Origin of the sequence: Acinetobacter amyesii, assembly GCF_002018365.1 — a bacterium.
Classification (GTDB): Bacteria; Pseudomonadota; Gammaproteobacteria; order Pseudomonadales; family Moraxellaceae; genus Acinetobacter; species Acinetobacter amyesii.
Window position 1 is genome coordinate 653,272 of sequence record NZ_MVKX01000001.1, and the last position, 22,024, is coordinate 675,295.

17 protein-coding genes and 1 tRNA gene are annotated in these 22,024 nt (G+C 42.4%); 3 read left to right on the forward strand and 15 right to left on the reverse strand.

The genetic code is table 11. From position 1 onward, the window contains the following. Nucleotides 1–84 precede the first annotated feature (84 nt). Complete coding sequence (locus B1202_RS03210; RefSeq protein WP_078189130.1) at nt 85–441, forward strand: hypothetical protein; 357 nt, start codon at nt 85–87, stop codon at nt 439–441. 167 nt (nt 442–608) lie between these two features. Continuing rightward, on the forward strand, nt 609–902 hold the full coding sequence (locus B1202_RS03215) for a hypothetical protein (protein ID WP_078189131.1): 294 nt from the start codon (nt 609–611) through the stop codon (nt 900–902). A gap of 60 nt (nt 903–962) precedes the next feature. Here B1202_RS03215 and B1202_RS03220 read toward each other — a convergent pair whose 3' ends face one another. The 15 genes from B1202_RS03220 to lldP form a co-directional block, all read right to left on the reverse strand. Next, nucleotides 963–1,175: a hypothetical protein gene (locus B1202_RS03220; RefSeq protein WP_078189132.1), complete on the reverse strand. Its 213-nt coding sequence runs from the start codon at nt 1,173–1,175 to the stop codon at nt 963–965. A gap of 532 nt (nt 1,176–1,707) precedes the next feature. Continuing rightward, nucleotides 1,708–2,982 carry a Glu/Leu/Phe/Val family dehydrogenase gene (locus B1202_RS03225; RefSeq protein ID WP_078189133.1) on the reverse strand — a complete coding sequence of 425 codons (1,275 nt, stop codon included), beginning with the start codon at nt 2,980–2,982 and terminating at the stop codon, nt 1,708–1,710. 21 nt (nt 2,983–3,003) lie between these two features. Continuing rightward, a complete protein-coding gene (gene hutG, locus B1202_RS03230) occupies nt 3,004–3,930 on the reverse strand; it encodes a formimidoylglutamase (protein WP_078189134.1) in 927 nt (308 codons plus the stop codon). Nucleotides 3,931–4,026: 96 nt separating this feature from the next. Next, nucleotides 4,027–5,229, reverse strand: a complete 1,203-nt coding sequence (gene hutI, locus B1202_RS03235) for an imidazolonepropionase (protein ID WP_078189135.1) — start codon at nt 5,227–5,229, stop codon at nt 4,027–4,029. Nucleotides 5,230–5,297: 68 nt separating this feature from the next. Further along, the gene (locus B1202_RS03240; protein WP_078189136.1) at nt 5,298–6,719 is read right to left on the reverse strand and encodes an amino acid permease; all 1,422 of its coding nucleotides are present in this window, start codon (nt 6,717–6,719) and stop codon (nt 5,298–5,300) included. Nucleotides 6,720–6,792: 73 nt separating this feature from the next. Beyond that, entirely contained in the window at nt 6,793–8,325 is a 1,533-nt protein-coding gene (gene hutH, locus B1202_RS03245) for a histidine ammonia-lyase (protein ID WP_078189137.1), read from the reverse strand. A gap of 86 nt (nt 8,326–8,411) precedes the next feature. Beyond that, nucleotides 8,412–10,085 (reverse strand): urocanate hydratase, encoded by a 1,674-nt coding sequence (gene hutU, locus B1202_RS03250; RefSeq protein WP_078189138.1) that lies wholly within the window; start codon nt 10,083–10,085, stop codon nt 8,412–8,414. Between the two features lie 248 nt (nt 10,086–10,333). After that, nucleotides 10,334–10,912 (reverse strand): HutD family protein, encoded by a 579-nt coding sequence (locus tag B1202_RS03255; RefSeq protein ID WP_078189139.1) that lies wholly within the window; start codon nt 10,910–10,912, stop codon nt 10,334–10,336. After that, complete coding sequence (gene hutC, locus B1202_RS03260; protein WP_078189140.1) at nt 10,909–11,652, reverse strand: histidine utilization repressor; 744 nt, start codon at nt 11,650–11,652, stop codon at nt 10,909–10,911. Before hutC ends, B1202_RS03255 begins: the two co-directional genes overlap by 4 nt. A 407-nt stretch (nt 11,653–12,059) precedes the next feature. Then, nucleotides 12,060–12,149, reverse strand: a tRNA-Ser gene (locus tag B1202_RS03265). A gap of 87 nt (nt 12,150–12,236) precedes the next feature. After that, nucleotides 12,237–14,273: an NADPH-dependent 2,4-dienoyl-CoA reductase gene (locus B1202_RS03270; RefSeq protein ID WP_078189141.1), complete on the reverse strand. Its 2,037-nt coding sequence runs from the start codon at nt 14,271–14,273 to the stop codon at nt 12,237–12,239. Nucleotides 14,274–14,455: 182 nt separating this feature from the next. Continuing rightward, entirely contained in the window at nt 14,456–16,150 is a 1,695-nt protein-coding gene (gene dld / locus B1202_RS03275; protein ID WP_078189142.1) for a D-lactate dehydrogenase, read from the reverse strand. Nucleotides 16,151–16,406: 256 nt separating this feature from the next. Continuing rightward, on the reverse strand, nt 16,407–17,561 hold the full coding sequence (gene lldD, locus B1202_RS03280) for an FMN-dependent L-lactate dehydrogenase LldD (protein ID WP_078189143.1): 1,155 nt from the start codon (nt 17,559–17,561) through the stop codon (nt 16,407–16,409). A 2-nt stretch (nt 17,562–17,563) separates the two neighbouring features. Further along, entirely contained in the window at nt 17,564–18,307 is a 744-nt protein-coding gene (lldR, locus tag B1202_RS03285; RefSeq protein ID WP_078189144.1) for a transcriptional regulator LldR, read from the reverse strand. A 32-nt stretch (nt 18,308–18,339) separates the two neighbouring features. Further along, nucleotides 18,340–20,007, reverse strand: a complete 1,668-nt coding sequence (gene lldP, locus B1202_RS03290; RefSeq protein ID WP_171262574.1) for an L-lactate permease — start codon at nt 20,005–20,007, stop codon at nt 18,340–18,342. Between the two features lie 617 nt (nt 20,008–20,624). Between lldP and argG the strand changes: the two genes are divergently transcribed. After that, entirely contained in the window at nt 20,625–21,968 is a 1,344-nt protein-coding gene (gene argG / locus B1202_RS03295; protein WP_078189146.1) for an argininosuccinate synthase, read from the forward strand. Nucleotides 21,969–22,024: the final 56 nt, after the last annotated feature.

Here is a 22,024-nt window from a genome sequence, read left to right on the forward strand (position 1 = left end):
TGTTTTATACGACCTTCCCCTAATGTCAATCAACAGTAAAAAATCGCAAGAATTAAACCGACCTCCCAGCGTTTGAGCATGTCAATGTCACAACAATTTTGTTTAGAATTTGATTCTTTCGATAATCCAATGCAACTCAGCAAAATTGGCAATTGGGTGTTTACATTCTTAACCTCACCAGACGAATTGCCCGATGTTCAATTGGCCATTACCTATGTCATGCCTCGAAAAATTAGTGATGAATTACAACCTCGACGTGTGGTCATTCAAAATACAGCCATTGAAACGATTTGGCGTATAGAACAAGTCGAATGCTTTAACAGCCAAACGAACCAAGAACTCACATTTACAGCAGCTGAGCCACAAGCTCAATTGGTTTTAAACAGTATCATTGAAGAATTTGCCCGCTATGATGTCCCATTGGTATTCAAGCCCCTATAATTTAAAGCGACTTTCAACTTATTTTTCATAAAGATTTAAGCTGTCTCAATGATTTAACCAAAGTAAGCTAGACAGCCATTAAATGAAAAATAATCCATACAGATTATTATTGCTCAATTCGTATACACTATTCCTGCTCAATAATTTTTTGACCATGGATAATAAAAATGAACTTAGCCAATTATTCTAATGATCAGGCACTCATCCTTTTCAACCTATATAGCAGCCTAGAACAATGTCTAGATGCGATTGGACATCTACACCTTGGACCAAAACTGGTGCTGACCGACCATGATGTATCGAAAGATCATATGATCGTGCAACGTTTTCAAGCTGGGGTTTTAACTCAAGAGATCCAAGTACGTAAACAAGACATTGAACTGTCTTCTAGCAACCCGATGACACGCTATCAGTTACTGTCTTATATCTTGAATCAATTTAAAGCAGATCAAACAGCTTAAAGATCTATCTCTAAAAATAAAAAAACTCACCATTAAGGTGAGTTTTTTTATTCATTCAATTTAAGCTTCTAAAAGTTTGTAAATACTGTCCGATTTTTGACTTTCAAAAAGTAATTCAATACTGGGTAGGATGATTTCACCTGCAATAATGATATGTTCAATGCGATGAAACAATGCTCTTGAATCTTCTTCTGAAGGATTACGCACCAAAGCTTGTGCTTCATAAACCTGACTAAATTGGTCCTTCACTTTAATATCGATCATCTGTGTCATAGTGACGTCTCTACTTGTTTTAATAATTGAATTTTTTATATCACACCTTTACGCAACAACCTGCTTTGTAAATGTTAGATTTCATGGCAATGTAAACTTATTTTACTTTAGTAAATATATATCAATAACATAGATTGACTATTTAATTATTGTTTGACAAAAACACTATATTTTCACATTTTGAAAGACATTAAAAAGCCCGCATTGCTGCGGGCTCTATGTTGGAAGGCTAGTGCTGATTTCTTGTCTGTAATATTCAAAAACATCTTAAAAATTACTAAACTCAACGAGCTGTCATTGATCCGTCCAACCTATTAGTAGCGTCTTGGTTATGACCTACTGTGATTTCAATATAGCACTTTTTTACCCCTTGCCAAGGGGGCGTGACACTTCTAAACATTTGATCAAATAAAATGCAATTGAATATCTCATCTTGTAAGCAGATAATATGTTCGCAACTGGACGGCTTAACTGATATTTACACAACCATTTGTTTTGTAAAACATAAATCATTTTCAAAAATGCCAAATGTTTAGCCTGGGAAAATTCCACGCTCTTTACGCGCTTTCAAAATACGCTCACAGGCCAAAATATAAGCTGCTGTACGTAAGGTACAGCTATTCTCTGTAGCGCATAACCATACATCTTCTACCGCTTGTACCATCAGTTTGTCTAAACGGTCATTAATTTCAGCTTCGCTCCAGAAATAACTCGCCATATCTTGCACCCATTCAAAGTAACTGACCGTTACACCGCCGGCATTACAAATCACATCTGGGACAATGGTGATTTGACGTTCAGTTAAGATGTCATCCGCTTCAGGATACGTTGGGCCGTTTGCACCTTCCAAAATCATCTTAGCCTTTAAACGCTGTGCACGTTGTACAGTGATCTGACCTTCTAAAGCAGCAGGAATGATAATGTCGGTCTCAACATCCCAAAATGCTTCATTGTCAATTTTGTCTGCGCCGCTAAAGCCTGCAACGCCTTGGGTTTCCTGCACATAAGTGTGTAGAGCATTTAAATCTAGTCCACTTGCGTTATAAATCGTTCCGGTATGATCTTGAATACAGACAATTTTCGCATTCGATAAATAAAATAAATTGGCTGCTTCACTACCGACATTACCAAAACCTTGAATGCTCACTTTGGCATTTTCAATATTCAAACCAATTTTTTCTGCTGCCTGACAGCCTGTGATATACACACCACGACCTGTTGCTTTTACACGGCCTAAAGATCCGCCTAAATGCACTGGCTTACCCGTAACCACACCTGTCACGGTATAGCCTTGACCCGATGAATAGGTATCCATCATCCAGCCCATGACATTTGGATTGGTTCCTACATCTGGTGCAGGAATATCTTTTTGTGGGCCAATAATATGTGCGATTTCACTGGTATAACGGCGGGTTAAACGCTCAAGCTCACGTGCTGAAAGCTTACGCGGATCGACACGTACACCGCCCTTTGCACCGCCAAAAGGCAAATTTAAAACCGCAGTTTTAATGGTCATCCACGCAGAGAGCGCCATTACTTCGTTTAATTCAACTTCTGGATGAAAACGGATACCACCTTTGCCCGGCCCGCGCGATAAATTGTGCTGAACACGGTAACCTTCAAAATGCTGAATTGTTCCGTCGTCCATGATGATTGGCACATCGACAATTAAAGCGCGTTTTGGGCGTTTTAAAGTATCAACATAATCGGCCAGATCTTGACTTAAATAAGGCGCAACACGATCGACTTGTGCCAAAAAGGTTTGCCATGCACCGTTGCCGCCATTGGCGTATGAGAGATTAGACATTATTGTTCCTGTATTTTTAAATTATTGTGGGTTAAATATATAACTATAAGCAATGAACGCTGCAAGCCTTGCTGTCATTGCATCCTGATCGTATTTTGGATTGCATTCTGCAATGTCCAGCAGCTTGATTTTTCCACTACCCTGAATATGCCACATCAGCTGTTCAAACATTTTTAAATCAATGCCTCTGACCGCCGGCGCACTGACTCCAGGCGCAATCGATGCGGCAAAAACATCTAGATCGACCGTGACATATAGCCAATCGACCTCTTGTATAAATTGATCAATTTTAGAAAACACCTGTTCCAACTGAGCAGCTTCAAGCTCATGATCAAAAATACACTGACTGCCTAAACGCGCCGCTGTATCAAACAACTTTTTAGTATTGGAATGTTTCGCCGCGCCAATGCAAAGATAGTGAAACGATTTACCGTGCTGTTCGCTGAGCTTAGCCGACTGTAAAAACGGTGTGCCTGAAGTTGCATGCTCGTCTTCACGTAAATCTAAATGCGCATCAAAATTGATAATGCCGATGTTTTTTTCTGGATGCGTATTTTGTGCATATTGGAAAATACCGCTAAAACTGCCAAATGCAATCTCGTGCCCACCGCCAAATACAATTGGTTTTAAGCCTTGCTGTAAAGACATTTCGACTTGTTCGGCCAAAGCAGTTTGGGCTTTTTCCAATTCACCGTTGGCACACACCACGGTGCCCAAGTCACGAATTGAAACTTGTGAATGCACAGGCAAGTTTGCCAATTGTTTACGGATTAAATCTGGCGCTTCTGCTGCACCGATACGTCCACGATTGCGGCGTACACCTTCATCTGAGCTAAAACCAAGAATCGCAAATTCAGCTGAATCGGATTGATTGACGGTGTGGAAAATTCGCCGATGTTCTGCGCCTTCTCCATCCTGCCGCCCTTGCCATTGAAAAGAATGATCCATAATGAATACCGTCTTTAAATCTTCAACGCTTTTAAATAAAAAACTTAGGCTTAAGCCTTGGGTTTAAAAATTGAATGACACTATTCCACTCAAACCCTAGATCTGTACCTGCTGGCCTTTGTAGATGACTTTTTGATTAAGATCTCCGCCTAGCCAATAGGTAATTTCAGAAGGATGCTGAATATCCCACGCCACAAAATTGGCGAACTTTCCAGCTTCTAAACTGCCATGCATCTGTTGCAAGCCCAGTGCTTGAGCCGCATGAATCGTCACTGCCGCCAATGTTTGTTCTGGTGTCAAACGGAACAAGGTACTGCCCATATTCATCATCAACCGTAAGGACTGCGCTGGCGATGTGCCCGGATTTAAATCCGTCGATAAGGCAATTTTCACCCTATGTTGAATCAAACTTTCTACAGGCGGATATTGTGTTTCGCGCAGCAAATAAAATGCCCCCGGCAATAAGACTGCCACCGTATCGGAGGCTGCCATCGCTTTGACATCATCTTCGGTCATATACTCCAGATGGTCTGCAGATAACGCGTGATACTTAGCCGCTAAACTTGAGCCGCCTAAGGCAGACAACTGTTCCGCATGCAATTTAACGGGGAGATTCAATGCTTGTGCGGTTTGAAAAACACGTTCGACTTGTTGGGGGCTAAAAGCCAAATGTTCACAAAAAGCATCCACCGCATCGACTAAGTTTTCAGCATGCAGCTGCGGCAACATTTCACTGCAGATGTAATCAATATAGTCATCGCTGGCATTTTTAAATTCTGGCGGTAAAGCATGTGCAGCCAAACAGGTGCTTCGTACCGTCATTGGTAAAGCTTCACCTAACTGACGAATCACTTTCAGCATTTTGCGCTCATTGGCTAAATCCAGCCCATAGCCCGATTTAATTTCAATCGCTGTGACGCCTTCACGCTGCAAGTTTTGAATCCGCTTATAAGCAGATTGAAACAGTTCAGCTTCTGTCGCCTCGCGTGTTGCGCGCACCGTACTGGCAATGCCGCCGCCATTTTTCGCAATTTCGGCATAACTCACACCCTGCAGGCGCTGTTCAAATTCAATGCTGCGGTTGCCGCCAAAAACGCTATGGGTATGACAGTCTATTAAACCCGGCGTCAGCCAAGCGCCTTGCAAATCAATCTGTTCACTAAAAGATGCTTGAAGAACATCACTGCGTTTACCAATCCAATGAATCAGCTCAGCATCTGTAATGAGTGCTGCATCTTCAATGATGCTGTATTGACCATGCTGCATGGTCGCAATATGACAATTCAACCAAAGCTTCATTGTTGTATTTCCTGTTCCGCCGCAGCATTTGCCTTGGCGGAAACATGTATAAATTAAGAAGTGTTGTATTAAGAGTTAGATTCAAATTGCTGCGCAGCAGAATTCGTCTGATTCAAGTTCATTTTTGGACGTACTTTGACAATGTAGGCAATCCATAAAATCACTAGCCATGCTGCACCCACATAAATTGCCGGACGAGAGTCTGGGAAATACGCAATGATGCCTAATACAAACAACATGAAGACCACTGCAAATGCAGGCGCATACGGCCAGCCCACAATAGGGAAATCTAAAGCTTTAATTTCCGCTGTAGATAATTTGCGGCGCATACCCATTTGTGACAGCAGAATCATTAGCCACACCCAAACCGTCGCAAAAGTTGCAATTGAAGCAATAATCATGAATACATTTTTAGGAATCAGATAGTTCAGCACCACACCAACCAACAGCACACCAGCCATCACCACAACAGTCATCCAAGGCACACCGTTTTTTGATAGCTTGGTAAAGACTTTAGGCGCTTGACCATCTTGCGCCATGCCGTACAGCATGCGCCCTGCACCAAACACATCACTGTTAATGGCAGATACGGCAGCTGAAATCACCACAATATTTAAAATGGTTGCAGCTGATCCAATGCCTAGGTTTTCAAAGATTTGTACAAATGGACTGCCTTGGGTACCAATTTGATTCCATGGGAAAATCGCCATGAGCACAAAAATAGTCAGTACATAGAACAGTAAAATACGAACAGGAACGGCATTAATGGCTTTCGGAATGGATTTTTTCGGTTCTGCCGTTTCGCCTGCAGTAATACCAATAATTTCGATACCACCAAAGGCAAACACCACTACAGACAAGCAGGCAATCAAGCCGCCAATGCCATTTGGCATAAATCCGTCATGAATCCACAGGTTTTGTAAGCCAGAAACTGCTGTACCATGATCTGAATGGAAGCCATACAACATCAGACCGAAGCCGCCGACAATCATGGCAATAATGGCGGTGACCTTGATAATCGATAACCAAAACTCTAACTCACCAAAGACTTTGACATGAATTAAGTTAATTGCGCCTAAGAACATAATCAGCGAAAGAATCCAGATCCATCGCGGTACATCGGGATACCAAAAGCCCATGTAAATACCAAAAGCAGTGACATCCGCCAAAGCCACGATGATCATTTCAAAGACATAGGTCCAGCCTGTAGTAAAGCCTGCAAATGGGCTGATGTACTTACTGGCATAATGGCTAAATGAACCCGAAACAGGATTATGTACAGACATTTCGCCTAGAGCGCGCATCACGATATAAATGGCAATACCCGCAACGATATAGGCGATTAATACCGACGGGCCTGCCATTTGAATCGCACTTGCTGAACCATAAAACAGTCCTGTACCAATGGCAGAACCTAAAGCTAAAAATCGGATATGGCGGGTGTTTAATCCCCGCTGTAAGGTAGAACCCTGTGATGCTTCTTGTGACATTTTGATCTCCAATCCATGAGGAAATTTTTATTTGATCGGGCCGCATCATGCGACCCTTTTCTCAATCACAAACTTATTTTAGGCTTGGCAATAAACCATCAATGATCAATTCATTTAAGCAGCCGCTTGCCAATAATTCGCTCGCTTGTTCAATATCTGGCGCGAAGAAACGGTCTTCACTGTAGTACGGCACTTGATCACGTAATACTTTACGCGCACGTTCCAATTTCACCGAGCTTTTTAAGCCTTTACGGAAATCTAAACCTTGGCATGCGCCCAGCCATTCAATAGCTAAAATGCCGCGTACATTGTCCGCCATAGACCATAAACGTTTGCCCGCATTTGGCGCCATAGATACATGGTCTTCTTGGTTTGCAGAAGTTGGCAGGCTGTCTATACTCGCTGGATGTGCCAATGCTTTGTTATCACTTGCTAAAGCAGCCGCAGTCACTTGTGCAATCATAAAACCTGAGTTCACACCGCCATTTTCCACCAAGAATGGTGGAAGCTGTGACATGTGGCGGTCCATCATCATAGAAATACGACGCTCAGATAGTGAACCTACTTCTGCAATCGCTAAAGCTAAGTTGTCCGCTGCCATCGCTACAGGTTCCGCATGGAAGTTACCGCCAGAAATCACATCGCCTTCTTTGGCAAATACCAATGGATTGTCAGATACAGCATTGGCTTCAATTTCAAGCACTTCAGCCGCTTGGCGGATTTGTGTTAAGCAAGCGCCCATGACCTGCGGCTGACAGCGCAGTGAATAAGGATCTTGTACTTTTTCGCAATCTTCATGTGAATGACCAATTTCACTTTCTTCAGTCAATAAATCACGGTACGCTGCTGCGACATCAATTTGACCACGCTGACCGCGTACTTCATGTACACGCGCATCGAATGGTGAACGTGAGCCCAACATTGCTTCTACACTTAAACCGCCACAAACTGTTGCCGCCGCAAATAGATCTTCAGCTTCGAATAAACCACGAAGTGCATAAGCTGTAGACACTTGTGTACCGTTGAGTAATGCCAAACCTTCTTTAGCTGCCAATGCAATTGGTTCTAAACCTGCAATTTTTAGTGCTTCAACCGCTGGCAGCCATTCGCCTTTGTAACGCGCTTTGCTTTCACCCAGCAGCACCAACGACATATGCGCAAGCGGCGCCAAATCACCTGACGCTCCCACAGAGCCTTTTAAAGGAATATGCGGATAAACTTCAGCATTAATGAGAGCCAAAAGCGCTTCAATGACTTTTAAACGAATGCCTGAAAAACCGCGTGCCAAGCTGTTGGCTTTGAGCAGCATAATCAAACGCACCATTGAATCATTGAGTGCTTCGCCTACACCTGCCGCATGTGACAATACCAATGAACGTTGAAGCTGTTCTAAATCTTCTTGCGCAATTTTGGTCGATGCCAATAATCCAAAACCTGTATTAATGCCGTAAGCCGTGCGGCCTTCACGAATAATTTGCTCAACACAATCGACACTGGCTTGAATGGCTGGAATGGCCTGCTGATCTAGCTTAACTTTGATCGGCTTTAAAAATGCTTCACGTAATTCTGCTAAATTAAGTTTGCCTGGTTGAATTAAAAGTTCCATGTATGCAGCCCTGTTTCCTATTTTTTATACGCTGCTGACTCATCAGGAGAGAGTTGAGATGAATCAGCAGTTGTCCTTTTTACGGCTTAGCCAGTAATCATCGGCAGATTTAAGCCCTGTTCTTTTGCACAGTCAATTGCAATATCATAACCAGCGTCTGCGTGACGCATTACACCAGTCGCAGGGTCATTGGTCAGCACTCTCGCAATACGTTCTGCAGCTTCGTCTGTACCATCACACACAATCACCACACCTGAATGCTGTGAAAAGCCCATGCCTACGCCACCGCCATGATGCAATGACACCCAAGTTGCACCGCCTGCAGTATTAAGTAAAGCATTCAGTAATGGCCAATCTGATACTGCATCTGATCCATCTTGCATCGATTCAGTTTCACGGTTTGGACTAGACACAGAACCTGAGTCTAAGTGGTCACGGCCAATCACTACAGGTGCAGATAATTCGCCTGAACGCACCATTTCATTGAATGCCAAGCCAAGTTTTGCACGCAGGCCTAGACCTACCCAGCAAATACGCGCTGGCAAACCTTGGAATGCAATTCGTTCACGCGCCATATCTAACCAATGATGCAAATGCTCATCATCTGGAATCAGCTCTTTCACTTTTGCATCAGTTTTGTAGATGTCTTCTGGGTCACCAGAAAGTGCAGCCCAACGGAAAGGACCAATACCGCGGCAGAACAACGGACGAATATAAGCAGGTACAAAACCTGGGAAATCGAAAGCGTTTTCTACGCCTTCTTCTTGCGCCATTTGACGGATATTGTTGCCATAGTCAAATGTTGGAACGCCCATTTTTTGGAAGTCCAGCATGGCTTGAACATGAACAGCCATAGATTGCTTCGCGGCTTTTACCACGGCATCTGGTTCAGTTTGCGCACGTTCACGGTATTCTTCCCATGTCCAGCCAATTGGCAAGTAACCATTTAATGGGTCATGCGCACTGGTTTGATCCGTTACCATATCTGGATGTACACCGCGGCGTACCAGCTCAGGTAAAATTTCTGCAGCATTGCCGTGCAGCGCAATTGAAATCGCTTTCCCTTCTTGGGTATAGCGCTTAATACGTGCTAAAGCGTCGTCCAAATCTGTTGCTTGCTCATCTACATAACGGGTGCGTAAACGGAAATCGATGCTGGCTTGCTGGCATTCAATGTTCAAAGAACACGCGCCTGCCAAAGTTGCAGCCAATGGCTGAGCGCCGCCCATACCGCCTAAGCCTGCTGTTAATACCCAACGCCCTGTTAAGTCACCGTTGTAATGTTGACGACCTGCTTCTACAAAAGTTTCATAAGTACCCTGCACAATGCCTTGGCTGCCAATATAAATCCATGAGCCTGCAGTCATTTGACCGTACATTGCCAAACCTTTTGCATCCATTTCATTAAAATGCTTCCAGTTTGCCCAATGCGGAACTAAGTTCGAGTTGGCAATTAACACACGCGGTGCGTCTTTATGGGTTTTGAACACGCCGACTGGCTTGCCAGACTGAACCAGCAAAGTTTCGTGATCTTCTAAATCTTTTAAAGTTTCAACAATTTTGTCATAGCATTCCCAGTTACGTGCTGCACGGCCAATCCCGCCATACACCACCAATTCTTTTGGGTTCTCTGCGACATCTGGATCTAGGTTATTCATCAACATGCGTAGCGGCGCTTCTGTTAACCAGCTTTTTGCATTTAACGTTGTACCGCGAGGGGCGCGAATTTCTACATCACGAAATTTTGTAGTTGTTGTCACCGTTGGACTCCTTCCATTCAACAATCTGTGTTTCTAATGACATCCCTTCAGCACCAATACAAACATGTGCTTACTTGTATATACATGTACATATAATATGCATGTCTACCGATCTTTGAAAAGACCTCACTATTGAAAAAAGTGAAATTAATAAATAAGCAGATGTTTTAATTGATTTTAAAGTTTGATGACTTTAGTTGTAGTGTGAAAATTTATGCGATTTATTTGGCATTTTTAAAGACTTTAACTCAAGAAAACAACTCAATGAAACAGCAATCCTTCGCTGTATTTTGTGGTAATTCGATCTTTAATGTTTCATCTTGATTGGCAATTTTTAGACATTCAAATGCTGCCAAATGATACATTTTTTCATGAATGGAAATCTGTAACTGATCTGCCATATTAAAGATCAGGATGTCTTGTGCAGCAGATAAAACCGTCTGATTTTCACACCCTACCATCAACTGCATGCGCGGCCTTACTTGTTGTGCATTGTAAATCAGGTTTAAATCTCGAATTGAGCCATCAATCAATTGGCAAAACACAGGCAATTCACCATCAAAAGCAAATAGGTCACGTGAATAAACATCGACATATGCTTGCTTGGCAATTTGCAGCTGCATTCCAGCACCAGATAGCGTACAAATAATGCGCTTTTTCCCTTCAAAATAAGAAAAATCACCATCATTTTCGACATCTGCCATAGACAAACGCCAATCAAAATCATCATTAACTAAGCTAGATTGACGTGCAATTTCAAAGGTAAAACCTAGACCATTTTTCCATGGCATTTTTTGATAATCATGCAGCTTCAATACTTGAATCATTGCACGAATTTTCCTTCCAAATAATAACGGCTGCCCGGATACGTTAAGCGCGCACTAGAAATTAATTGTTTATTGGACCAAGTACGGCGACGAATAAGCAGACACGGCTCTTGTTTGGTAATTTTCAGCCATTTGCATTCCTGCGCATTGGCTAAAACGGCTTCTACTATATGTTCACCCTCACTGACGGGTGCCTGCGCCATCAAATAGGCATTGGGGGTAAGTTTGCTAAAGTCCTGCTGTAAATAGTCAGGGATCAGTGCAGCATTGACCAAACGATCTTCAATTTGTACAGGTACTTCATTTTCATAATGAATAATGATGGAATGAAAAAGTGTCTCGCCTTCTTTGGTTTGCATAAACAAGGCTTGCTGGACATCCGCCTGTACTTTTTCTAGCTTTAGAACTTCCGCCCGATGAATATGGTTACGCGCCACAATTTCATCTGCAATATTATGAATTTGAAATAAGGCCGAATGACCTTGGCCTTCTGCAACAAATGAGCCGACGCCTTGTACGCGTACCAAAACTTTATCAGCAGTCAACTCACGCAAGGCACGATTAACCGTCATACGGCTGCAATTGAGTAATTTGACCAATTCGCTTTCAGAGGGAATTTTGTCATTCACTTTCCATTCGCCGCTATAAATTTTGCTTTGAATGTACTGCTTCACCTGAGCATAAAGCGGTGATGGCACTTCTATCCCTTTTGTTGCGTCTAAAACTGAATTTGATAACATCTGCTTCTCTTCGATCACAATGTTTGATTATTCATTGTTTGTTTATTCATTTATATAGATCAACAATCTAGCAAATGTAGACCTAATATGGTTTCTAAGATAACAATACTTAATCATTAGAATAATAAACAGTATAAGCCAAAACCAACTTGTATATACAAGTGTTTTAATTCATCTTTAAAATAAAGAAATCGACCTTGAATCTAACTCATCTTTTATAAACTTAACTAAATTCATTTCGTTTTAATAATTTTTTATCGCCTGCTTGGTTTTACCCCAAGTATTCCTATATCGAGTATTTACAGCTCCCTTTATATTCTTTGACAACTTTTATATATAAATAGCTTTTATTCAAAAAATTTCCACAAAAAAAAGCCCCTGTATCACTACAGGGGCTTTTTTGAATTTGGCGGAAGCGGTGAGATTCGAACTCACGGAGGACTCGCGCCCTCGTCGGTTTTCAAGACCGGTGCATTAAACCGCTCTGCCACGCTTCCATGTGCGCCATAATACGGAGGTTTTATTCATCTGACAAGTAAAAATTACAACTAAACCTTTCAAATGAATATTGTTTCGCCAAATCCTTAAAGTTTAGCCGCGAGCTCCGCACCTTCACGTATTGCGCGTTTTGCATCTAACTCTGCTGCTAGTTTTGCGCCACCAATAATATGGTAATTGGCAAGGGTTTTCTCACCCTGTTCTGGCATCAAATGCTTTACCGATTCCTGACCAGCACAGACAACAATCGTATCTACACGTAATAATTGATCATGCCCTGCATGTTCAACCCAAAGCCCTTCATCAGTAATGGCTTTGTATTGAACACCACGCAGCATACGAACCGCATTTTTCTTTAATTGTGTACGGTGTACCCAACCTGATGTTTTACCTAACCCTGCACCAAGTGCAGTTGTTTTACGTTGTAATAAATAAATTTCTCTAACAGGAGGTTCGATCTCAGCAGCCTGCATACCGCCTTCTGTTACATAGTTCGGATTCGGATCGACACCCCACTCTCGCTGCCAATCCGCTAAAGGCATTGGTTGTGGCTGATGTGGCGGTTTGAGTAAAAATTCAGATACATCAAAGCCAATGCCGCCTGCACCAATCACAGCAACTTTATTCCCCACAGCTGCGCCTTTCAGCACTTCTGCATAAGACAAGACATTCGGTGCATCACTACCTTCGATTTTCAAGCTGCGAGGAACTACACCTGTTGCAATAACCACTTCCTCAAACCCTTCACGTTCAAGTTGTTCACGGTTAACGCGTGTATTTAAACGCAAATCAACCCCTGTTTTTTCGATTTGAACTTTAAAGTAGCGAATCGTTTCGTGAAATTCTTCTTTACCGGGAACGACTTTCGCCAAATTAAATTGGCCACCCACTTCTGTACCCGCTTCAAATAGTGTCACCGCATGGCCTCGGCTTGCCGCTACCGTTGCAGCAGACATGCCTGCCACGCCACCACCGACGACTGCAATACGCTTCGGTTTTTTGGTCTTTAAATAAACCAATTCAGTTTCATATGCCGCTCGTGGGTTGACCAAACACGTCGCACGCTGATTTTTAAAAGTATGATCTAAACAAGCTTGGTTACAGGCAATACAGGTATTGATTTCATCGACACGATTGGTCGCTGTTTTATTTACCCAAAACGGATCTGCCAAGAATGGACGTGCCATCTGCACCATATCCGCCTTGCCTGAAGCTAAAATTTCTTCAGCTGTATCTGGCATATTGATACGGTTGGACGCAATGACAGGGATCGCAACATGTTTTTTGACTTCAGCGGTATAGTCCACAAACGCTGCGCGAGGCACTGAGGTCACAATTGTCGGAATACGTGCTTCATGCCAGCCAATCCCCGTGTTCAATAACGTCACACCTGCTGCTTCCAATGCTTTAGCAACAGTAATGACTTCTGCCATGGTGTTCCCATCATGGACCAAATCGAGCAATGACAAACGGAAGCAGATAATAAATTTCTCACCCACTTCAGCACGTATCGATTTCACAATATCAACCGCAAGGCGCATACGATTTTCAATTTCACCGCCCCAACGGTCTGTCCGTTGGTTGACATGACGGCTTAAAAACTGATTCAGCAAGTAGCCTTCTGAACCCATAATTTCTACACCATCATAGCCGGCCTTATGTGCAAGGCTTGCCGTTTTGACATAATCATCAATGGTTGAAAGAATTTGTTTGTCCGTTAATTGACGTGGTTTAAAAGGTGAAATCGGAGATTTAATCGGACTTGCTGACACTGCAAAAGGCTGATAGCCATAACGCCCAGCATGCAAGATTTGCATTAAAATTTTGGCACCATGCTTATGTACTGCATGGGTCACCAAGCGATGTGGAGCGATATCACCTAACGTATTCATGGTACCGCCAGCAGGTAACAGCCAACCTTGACGGTTTGGCGAAATACCGCCTGTAATAATCAGGCCGACACCACCTTTCGCACGCTCACCAAAATAAGCTGCAAGCTTAGGATAATTATAAAAACGATCTTCCAGCCCACTATGCATGGACCCCATCACGACACGGTTTTTAATCGTGGTAAAACCCAAATGTAAAGGTTTTAAAATATTTGCATAGCTAGTCGTTGTCATGCTGAATCCTTATTTTGGCTTTGCAACTTGTTGCATAACACTTTAGCGGTTTTTTTATATTTTGGGATGACAATTTAGAAAATATTCTTCTCCTTTATGGTCAATACCTCCGGATATATCAATCCTTTAACCATAAAAAAAGCCGTGAACTTTCACATCACGGCATGTTGTTTTTAAAAGTATTATTTCCAATGTTTCAGCTTGCTGGTCTGCCCAATTCCCACGTTAAAACTATTAGTCGGATCCAGTTTTTGATAATGATTTTTTAATGCAGGCTTCGCCACATATAAATGCCCAACATTGTGTTCCGCAGGATATTCAGCACCACGATCATCGAGTAAATGCCACATTGCATGTTCCATTGCCAAAGGATCTACACCTTTTTTCACAATATAATCTTGATGAAAAACATGACAGAGAAAATGTCCATAATAGAGTTTATGGATAATTTGCTCATCCATGGCTTTCGGCAAAGTTTCGACCCATTCACGATCATTGCGACGTAATGCAATATCTAAAGCCACTATATCTTCAACTTCTGAACGATGCGTATCGCGATAACGAATGGCGGCACCTGCCACCGCAAAGCGATGTAAAAATGCCTTGCGTCCTTCTTCATCCGTACATTTAAAATAATGACCTGACGTTTTATCTAAAAAATACGTTTTCAAATACTCATCGACTTGATCAAGATCCTGATTTTCAATACGAATCATCAAATGATGTTCATATAAATCACGAAATTCATTCATACGTTTTGGCAGATGATTCGGCATAAATTTAGTCACCAGCTGCAAGACTTTATCCGTCAAACCTCGCAAGCCCAGTTTTTCTAAATAGCCATCGACTTTATCTTTCATAGCAAATGCAGCCGGCACCTTTGCCGTACCGAATTTTTCAATAAATACAAAAGAATCTTTACCATATTCAGCCCCAATATCGTATGCCACGCGATGAATGTACTCACCTGCAATCGGGAGGCGTGCAAGATCTTTTAATAGAAAACGACGAATTTCCGTTAAATCATCTTGTGAATTGGTCCCTACATAAAACACCTGACTAGGGATTTTTTCAAAGGTATCTAAACGTACTGCAAAGACGCAGACCTTACCTGCTGAACCCGATGCTTCAAATAGTCGACTCGGATCTGCATTAAAACGTGCAGGCGTATTTTCATCAACTTGCTTTACGTCATGTGAATAGCGTTGATCTGACGCACAGCAGCTTGAATTATTCACAATATCATTGATTTGATAGTTTTTATTTTCCAACGCTGTGAGGATTTCTTCTGGCGTATTGCCAAGATGGACACCTAGATGATTGACCAGCTCCAATTCACCTGAGTCATTTACTTGTGCATACAGTGCAAGCTCTGTATAAGCAGGACCGCGGCGCACCAAAGCACCCCCTGAGTTATTGCACACGCCGCCCAAAACCGATGCCCCAATACACGAAGAACCAATCACCGAATGAGGTTCACGATTAAATGCTACTAAATCTTTTTCAAGCTTGTCTAATGTCGCCCCCGGTAGGCAAATGACTTGTTGACCGTCATTAATCACTTGGATGCCAACCAAACGGCGAGTACTTATCAGCACCACAGGACGGTCATAGTCCTCACCAAAAGGCGTTGAACCACCTGTCAAACCGGTATTGGCGGCTTGCATAATCACAATACAATTTGCATCCACAGCCGCTTGCAGCACTTGCCATTGCTCAAGTAAAGAGCCAGGTGTAACCACAGCCAATACTTTTCCTGCACCGTAACGGCGACCTTGGCGGTATAAACGTGTGTCTTTATCTTCAGTTAAAACGTGTTGCTTACCGACGATGTTGATGAGGTTTTGAATGGTTTGTTGTGGTGAGTGGGTAGTCATGGTCGTATATCTTCTTTTTTTCAATACTTTAATTGGATAGTTTTCTCTCCTTTTCAGGAGATAAACTGCACTGCTATGCAGGGAGTATTGCTTTGAAGTTCCCTCTCCTAAGCGTGTTTTAAAGCACTGCTTTAAAACTCAGCACAAGTGAGGGTTAGGGAGAGGTTCTTTTCAATTAAATGAAGGAATAAACTCCCCCCTCATCCTAACCTTCTCCCTGAGGGAGAAGGGACTCCAATATTTTTAAAGGCCGTGTTTAACCGACCAACTCTTTCTCTAACTTCACCAAACAATCAGATGTAATATCCGCAATGGTTTTTGCACCTGTTAAGGTCATCGCTACACGCATTTCTTTATCAATCAGTTCTAAAAGATTGGAAACACCTTCACCACCTGCTGCACCGAGCGCATAAACAAAGGCGCGACCGAGCATACAGGTATCAGCACCCAAAGCCAGCATTCGCACCACATCTAAACCATTTCGAATACCTGAGTCAGCAAGAATTTTAATATCGCCTTTTACGGCATCAGCAATTGGCGGCAATGCACGCGCTGAAGATAAAACACCATCGAGCTGACGGCCACCATGGTTTGACACCACGATGCCATCTGCACCAAAGCGCACAGCATCTTTGGCATCTTCAGGGTCAAGTATGCCTTTAATGACCATCGGGCCATCCCAAAATTCACGAATCCACTCAAGGTCTTTCCATGAAATTGATGGGTCAAAGTTATTGCCCAACCAGCCGATATAATCTTCCAAACCTGTTGGTTTACCCAAGTATTTAGAAATATTCCCCAAGTCATGTGGACGACCTAACAAACCCACATTCCACGCCCAGTGTGGGTGGAAACACGACTGCATATAACGACGCATAGCTGCATTTGGACCACTCATCCCCGAGTGTGCATCACGGTAACGTGCGCCCGGAACAGGCATATCCACGGTAAACACCAGAGTTGAACAGCCTGCTGCTTTGGCACGTTCTAAGGCATTTTTCATAAAGCCACGGTCACGTAGCACATATAACTGAAACCACATAGGACGCTGAATCGCTGGCGCCACTTCCTCAATTGGACATACTGAAACTGTAGACAGCGTAAATGGAATGCCCTTTTTATCTGCGGCAACGGCTGCTTGAACTTCGCCGCGGCGTGCATACATCCCTGTTAAACCCACAGGTGATAAAGCCACAGGCATTGATAAGGTTTCATTAAACAGTTGGGTTTCTAGACTCAACTGTGACATGTCATTCAGCACACGTTGACGCAACGCTATTTTTGATAAATCTTCTACATTACGCTTTAAGGTATATTCGGCATACGCCCCGCCATCGATGTAATGAAATAAAAATGGCGGTAAACGACGACGTGCCGCTTCACGGTAGTCATTGGCAGAAGAAATAATCATGCTTATATCCTGTTTAATCGACTGGCACGCTGACGACGAGCTTCTTCTTCATCAATCATGCGCACCTGTTGTACTACAAACTCAATGTGCCCACAGACTGCTTTACGTGCAGCTTCTGGATCACGGCGTTCAATTGCATTCATGACTTGAAAATGCTGATCATGCAATTGATCAAATCGGTGTGCTTCGCTATAAACTTTTCGACGACCTAAAACGACATTAAATTGCAACAGATCAAATAGACCACGCATCATCTGAATCAACACTAAATTATGTGAAGCTTCAGCAATCGCCAAATGAAATTTGGCATCTGCACGCGCTGCTTCATCGTCATTGCCTAAAGCCTGAAAATGATTGATCTGATCATAATAATGTCGGATATGTGCCAAGTCCTCTGCTGTAGCACGTTGTGCCGCATACCATGCAGTACCACCTTCCAAAATAATGCGCGCCTCTTGCACATCAAAACGGTAGGCAGGGTCTTCACTAATCAAACTGCTGATGGGCTGCACAATTTGATAACTCGACCAAGTCGCTGGTAATTGCTTTAAAAAAGTCCCCGCACCGACTTTACTGACCAACACGCCCATGCTGGTCAATTGAGAAATCGCTTCGCGTAAAGAAGTGCGTGAGACGCCAAGTTGTTCACACAGTTTCCGTTCTGCAGGCAGACGATCTCCAACTTGCATATTGCTTTCTTCAATCAATACACGAAGACTTTGAACAGTTTTATCAGAGACTTTCATCTGCTTTCCTTAACGTTGTTACACAATGCGTGTTATGGAATCATCCAAGGGAACACATAAGCTTGTAGGGTGATTAAAATCCCCATCATGATTGTGAACGTTATACTGTGTTTTACGGTAAAACGGAATAAATCAGACTCTTTACCTACCAAGCCAACTGCCGCACATGCAATTGCAATGGACTGGGGTGAAATCATTTTTCCAGTCACACCACCACTGGTATTGGCAGCAACGAGTAATACTTCTGGTACACCAATTTGCTGTGCAGTAGTTGCCTGTAATGCAGCAAATAGCGCATTGGCTGACGTATCTGAACCCGTGAGGAAGACACCAAGCCATCCTAAAAATGGTGAGAAGAAGGTAAAGGCTTGACCTGTATGCGCAAGTGCTAATGCCAATGTTGCTGACATCCCTGAATAGTTGGCGATAAATGCAAAAGCCAAGACCATCCCAATCGAATAAATTGGAATTTTTAATTCATTAATGGTTTCACCAAAGGTCACAATCGCGTCTTTCGGCTTCATTTTTAAGAAAATAATGGTAATGATCGCAGCAATGACAATTGCCGTACCTGTTGCCGAAAACCAGTCAAATTTATAGATGGCATCGTAGTCCTTCATTTCAGGTACGACTGGCGGCATCTTTTGAACCAATTGATGTAAAAATGGCACTTTGATCGAAATAACTAAATCATGTAAGGCACCGTCTTTAGTAAATAAATCCTTAAACGGTTTAATACTCCAGATCGTGACCATCACCGTTAAGATCGCAAATGGCGACCACGCTTTTGCAATTTGACCAAAGCTATATTTTTGCTGTTTTTGCGCAGCAACATCTTCACTCATCGTCGCATCTTGATCTGCAAAGCGGAAAATATGTTTAGGCTGCCAATATTTAAATAAAATCGTTAATGACACTAAAGAGGCAATCGCCGCGGTAATATCGGGTAATTCAGGACCGACAAAGTTCGACGTTAGATACTGTGCAATCGCAAAGCTACTCGCGCCAACCACAACTGCAGGCCAAGTTTCCTTCACACCGCGCCAACCATCCATAATCGCCATAATCCAAAACAGTACAATCGGTACCATAAATGGCAACTGTCGACCAACCATCTGACTGATTTCCATCGTATCAACACCAGACACTTGTCCAGCAACGATAATTGGAATACCCATCGCACCGAAAGCCACTGGCGCTGTATTTACGATCAGACAAAGACCTGCCGCATATAAAGGTTTAAAGCCTAAACCTACCAATAGTGCTGCGGTAATCGCTACAGGGGCACCAAAGCCCGCTGCACCTTCGAGGAAAGTACCGAAAGCAAAGCCAACTAACAGCATCTGTAAACGTTGATCTTCAGTAATGGAAAGAATCGAAGAACGGATGATGTCAAACTGTCCTGTTTTGACTGAGATTTTATACAGGAACACCGCACCAATAATGATCCATGCAATCGGCCATAAACCGTAGAAGAAACCGTAGACCATCGAAGCCAATGCCATGAGCACAGGCATGTCATAGGCAAATAAAGACACCAACAGTGCCAGTACAACGGTGATCGTACCTGCCACACTGCCTTTTAAACGAAATACAGCAAGCGCTAAGAAAAAAAAGATAATCGGAATGAGCGCAATTAAACTTGATATCCATATATTCCCCATTGGGTCATATATTTGCTGCCATTGAAGCATTGTCATCTCCTTGAAATGCTTACTAAGATTTAATTATTGAGCAATATAAGCATGTGGTCTTTTATAATGGTATGACCATTATAAATATTAAACACATAAAAACTCATACTATTGCTGAAATACTCCGCAATTTTTAATTATTTCAACTCAATCATTCAAGCTTTTCTTGTTTTTGGTATGACCAATATAAAATGCAAAAACATTATTTTTCCGTTTAAAAACTTCCATATCAACTTTTAAATATCTGTTTTGTATTTATTATTTATAACTAAACTTTATAAAATATACTTTAGTCTAACAATAAAGCTTTGTTTGACCTCAGTCTCATTTCAAAGAAAAATATAAAAACCAAATAAACCTATTATTGGTATGACCAATTATTTAAATCAAATAAATTTCTTTATATTTGCAACCTATTTCTTTCAGAAAATGTATTTTCCGCCTGCAAAAACTGGATGAAGTATTCAACAATAGATTTCAACGATCATTTTTTTCCACCTCATCGCTTGTATCTCATGATTTTTTAGAAAAACCGTGCAGAAAAGTGCTACAATCGCGCACATATATGTATTCTTTCAGGCCACCCATTCTCGGTGCCTATATTTATATCGTTAGGATTAACAATGACTGATAATGCAACTATCTTGCAGAATGTCCCAGTTGGCAAAAAAGTTGGTATTGCCTTCTCTGGTGGTCTAGATACTTCAGCTGCGCTTTTGTGGATGAAACAAAAAGGTGCAGAACCTTACGCTTACACAGCAAACTTAGGTCAACCTGATGAAGACGACTACGATGCGATTCCAAAAAAAGCGGAAGCGTATGGCGCAGTTAAAGCTCGCTTAGTTGATTGTCGTTTACAACTTGCATTAGAAGGTATTGCGGCTATTCAATGCGGCGCTTTCCACATTTCAACTGGTGGTATGCCTTACTTCAACACGACTCCTCTTGGTCGTGCAGTTACAGGTACAATGCTTGTAACCGCAATGAAAGAAGATGACGTAAACATCTGGGGTGACGGTTCGACTTATAAAGGTAACGACATTGAACGTTTCTACCGCTATGGTCTATTGACTAACCCATCGCTAAAAATTTACAAACCTTGGTTAGACCAAACTTTCATTGACGAGCTAGGCGGCCGTGCAGAAATGTCACAGTTCCTGATCGACAATGGTTTTGACTACAAAATGTCAAAAGAGAAAGCGTACTCAACTGACTCAAACATGTTAGGTGCGACTCACGAAGCAAAAGATCTTGAATACCTTAATGCGGGTATCAAAATCGTAGACCCAATCATGGGCGTTGCGTTCTGGAAAGATGACGTAGAAGTAAAAGCTGAAGAAGTTTCTGTAACTTTCGAAGAAGGCTTCCCTGTTGCATTAAATGGCAAACGCATCGAAAACCCAGTTGAGTTCATTCTTGAAGCCAACCGTATCGGTGGTCGTCATGGTCTAGGTATGTCTGACCAAATCGAAAACCGTATCATTGAAGCAAAATCTCGTGGTATCTACGAAGCTCCGGGTATGGCACTTCTTCATATTGCTTATGAACGTTTAGTGACTGGTATTCATAACGAAGACACCATCGAACAATACCGTATTAACGGTCTGCGTTTAGGTCGTCTTCTGTACCAAGGTCGTTGGTTCGATTCTCAATCATTAATGCTTCGTGAAACTGCGCAGCGTTGGGTTGCTAAAGCCATCACTGGTACTGTGACTTTAGAACTTCGTCGTGGTAATGACTACACTATTCTAAACACTGAATCTCCTAACCTCACTTATGAAGCTGAGCGTTTAACTATGGAGAAAGGTGACTCTATGTTTAGCCCTGCTGACCGTATCGGTCAATTGACTATGCGTAACCTTGATATCACAGATACTCGCGCTAAATTAGGCATCTACACAAACTCTGGCTTACTTGCAGTAGGTACAGGTTCTGCAGTGCCTCAATTAAAAGACAAAAACAAATAAGATTTGTTGAGTCATAAAAAAACCGCGCAGCTAGCGCGGTTTTTTATTGCCGATTT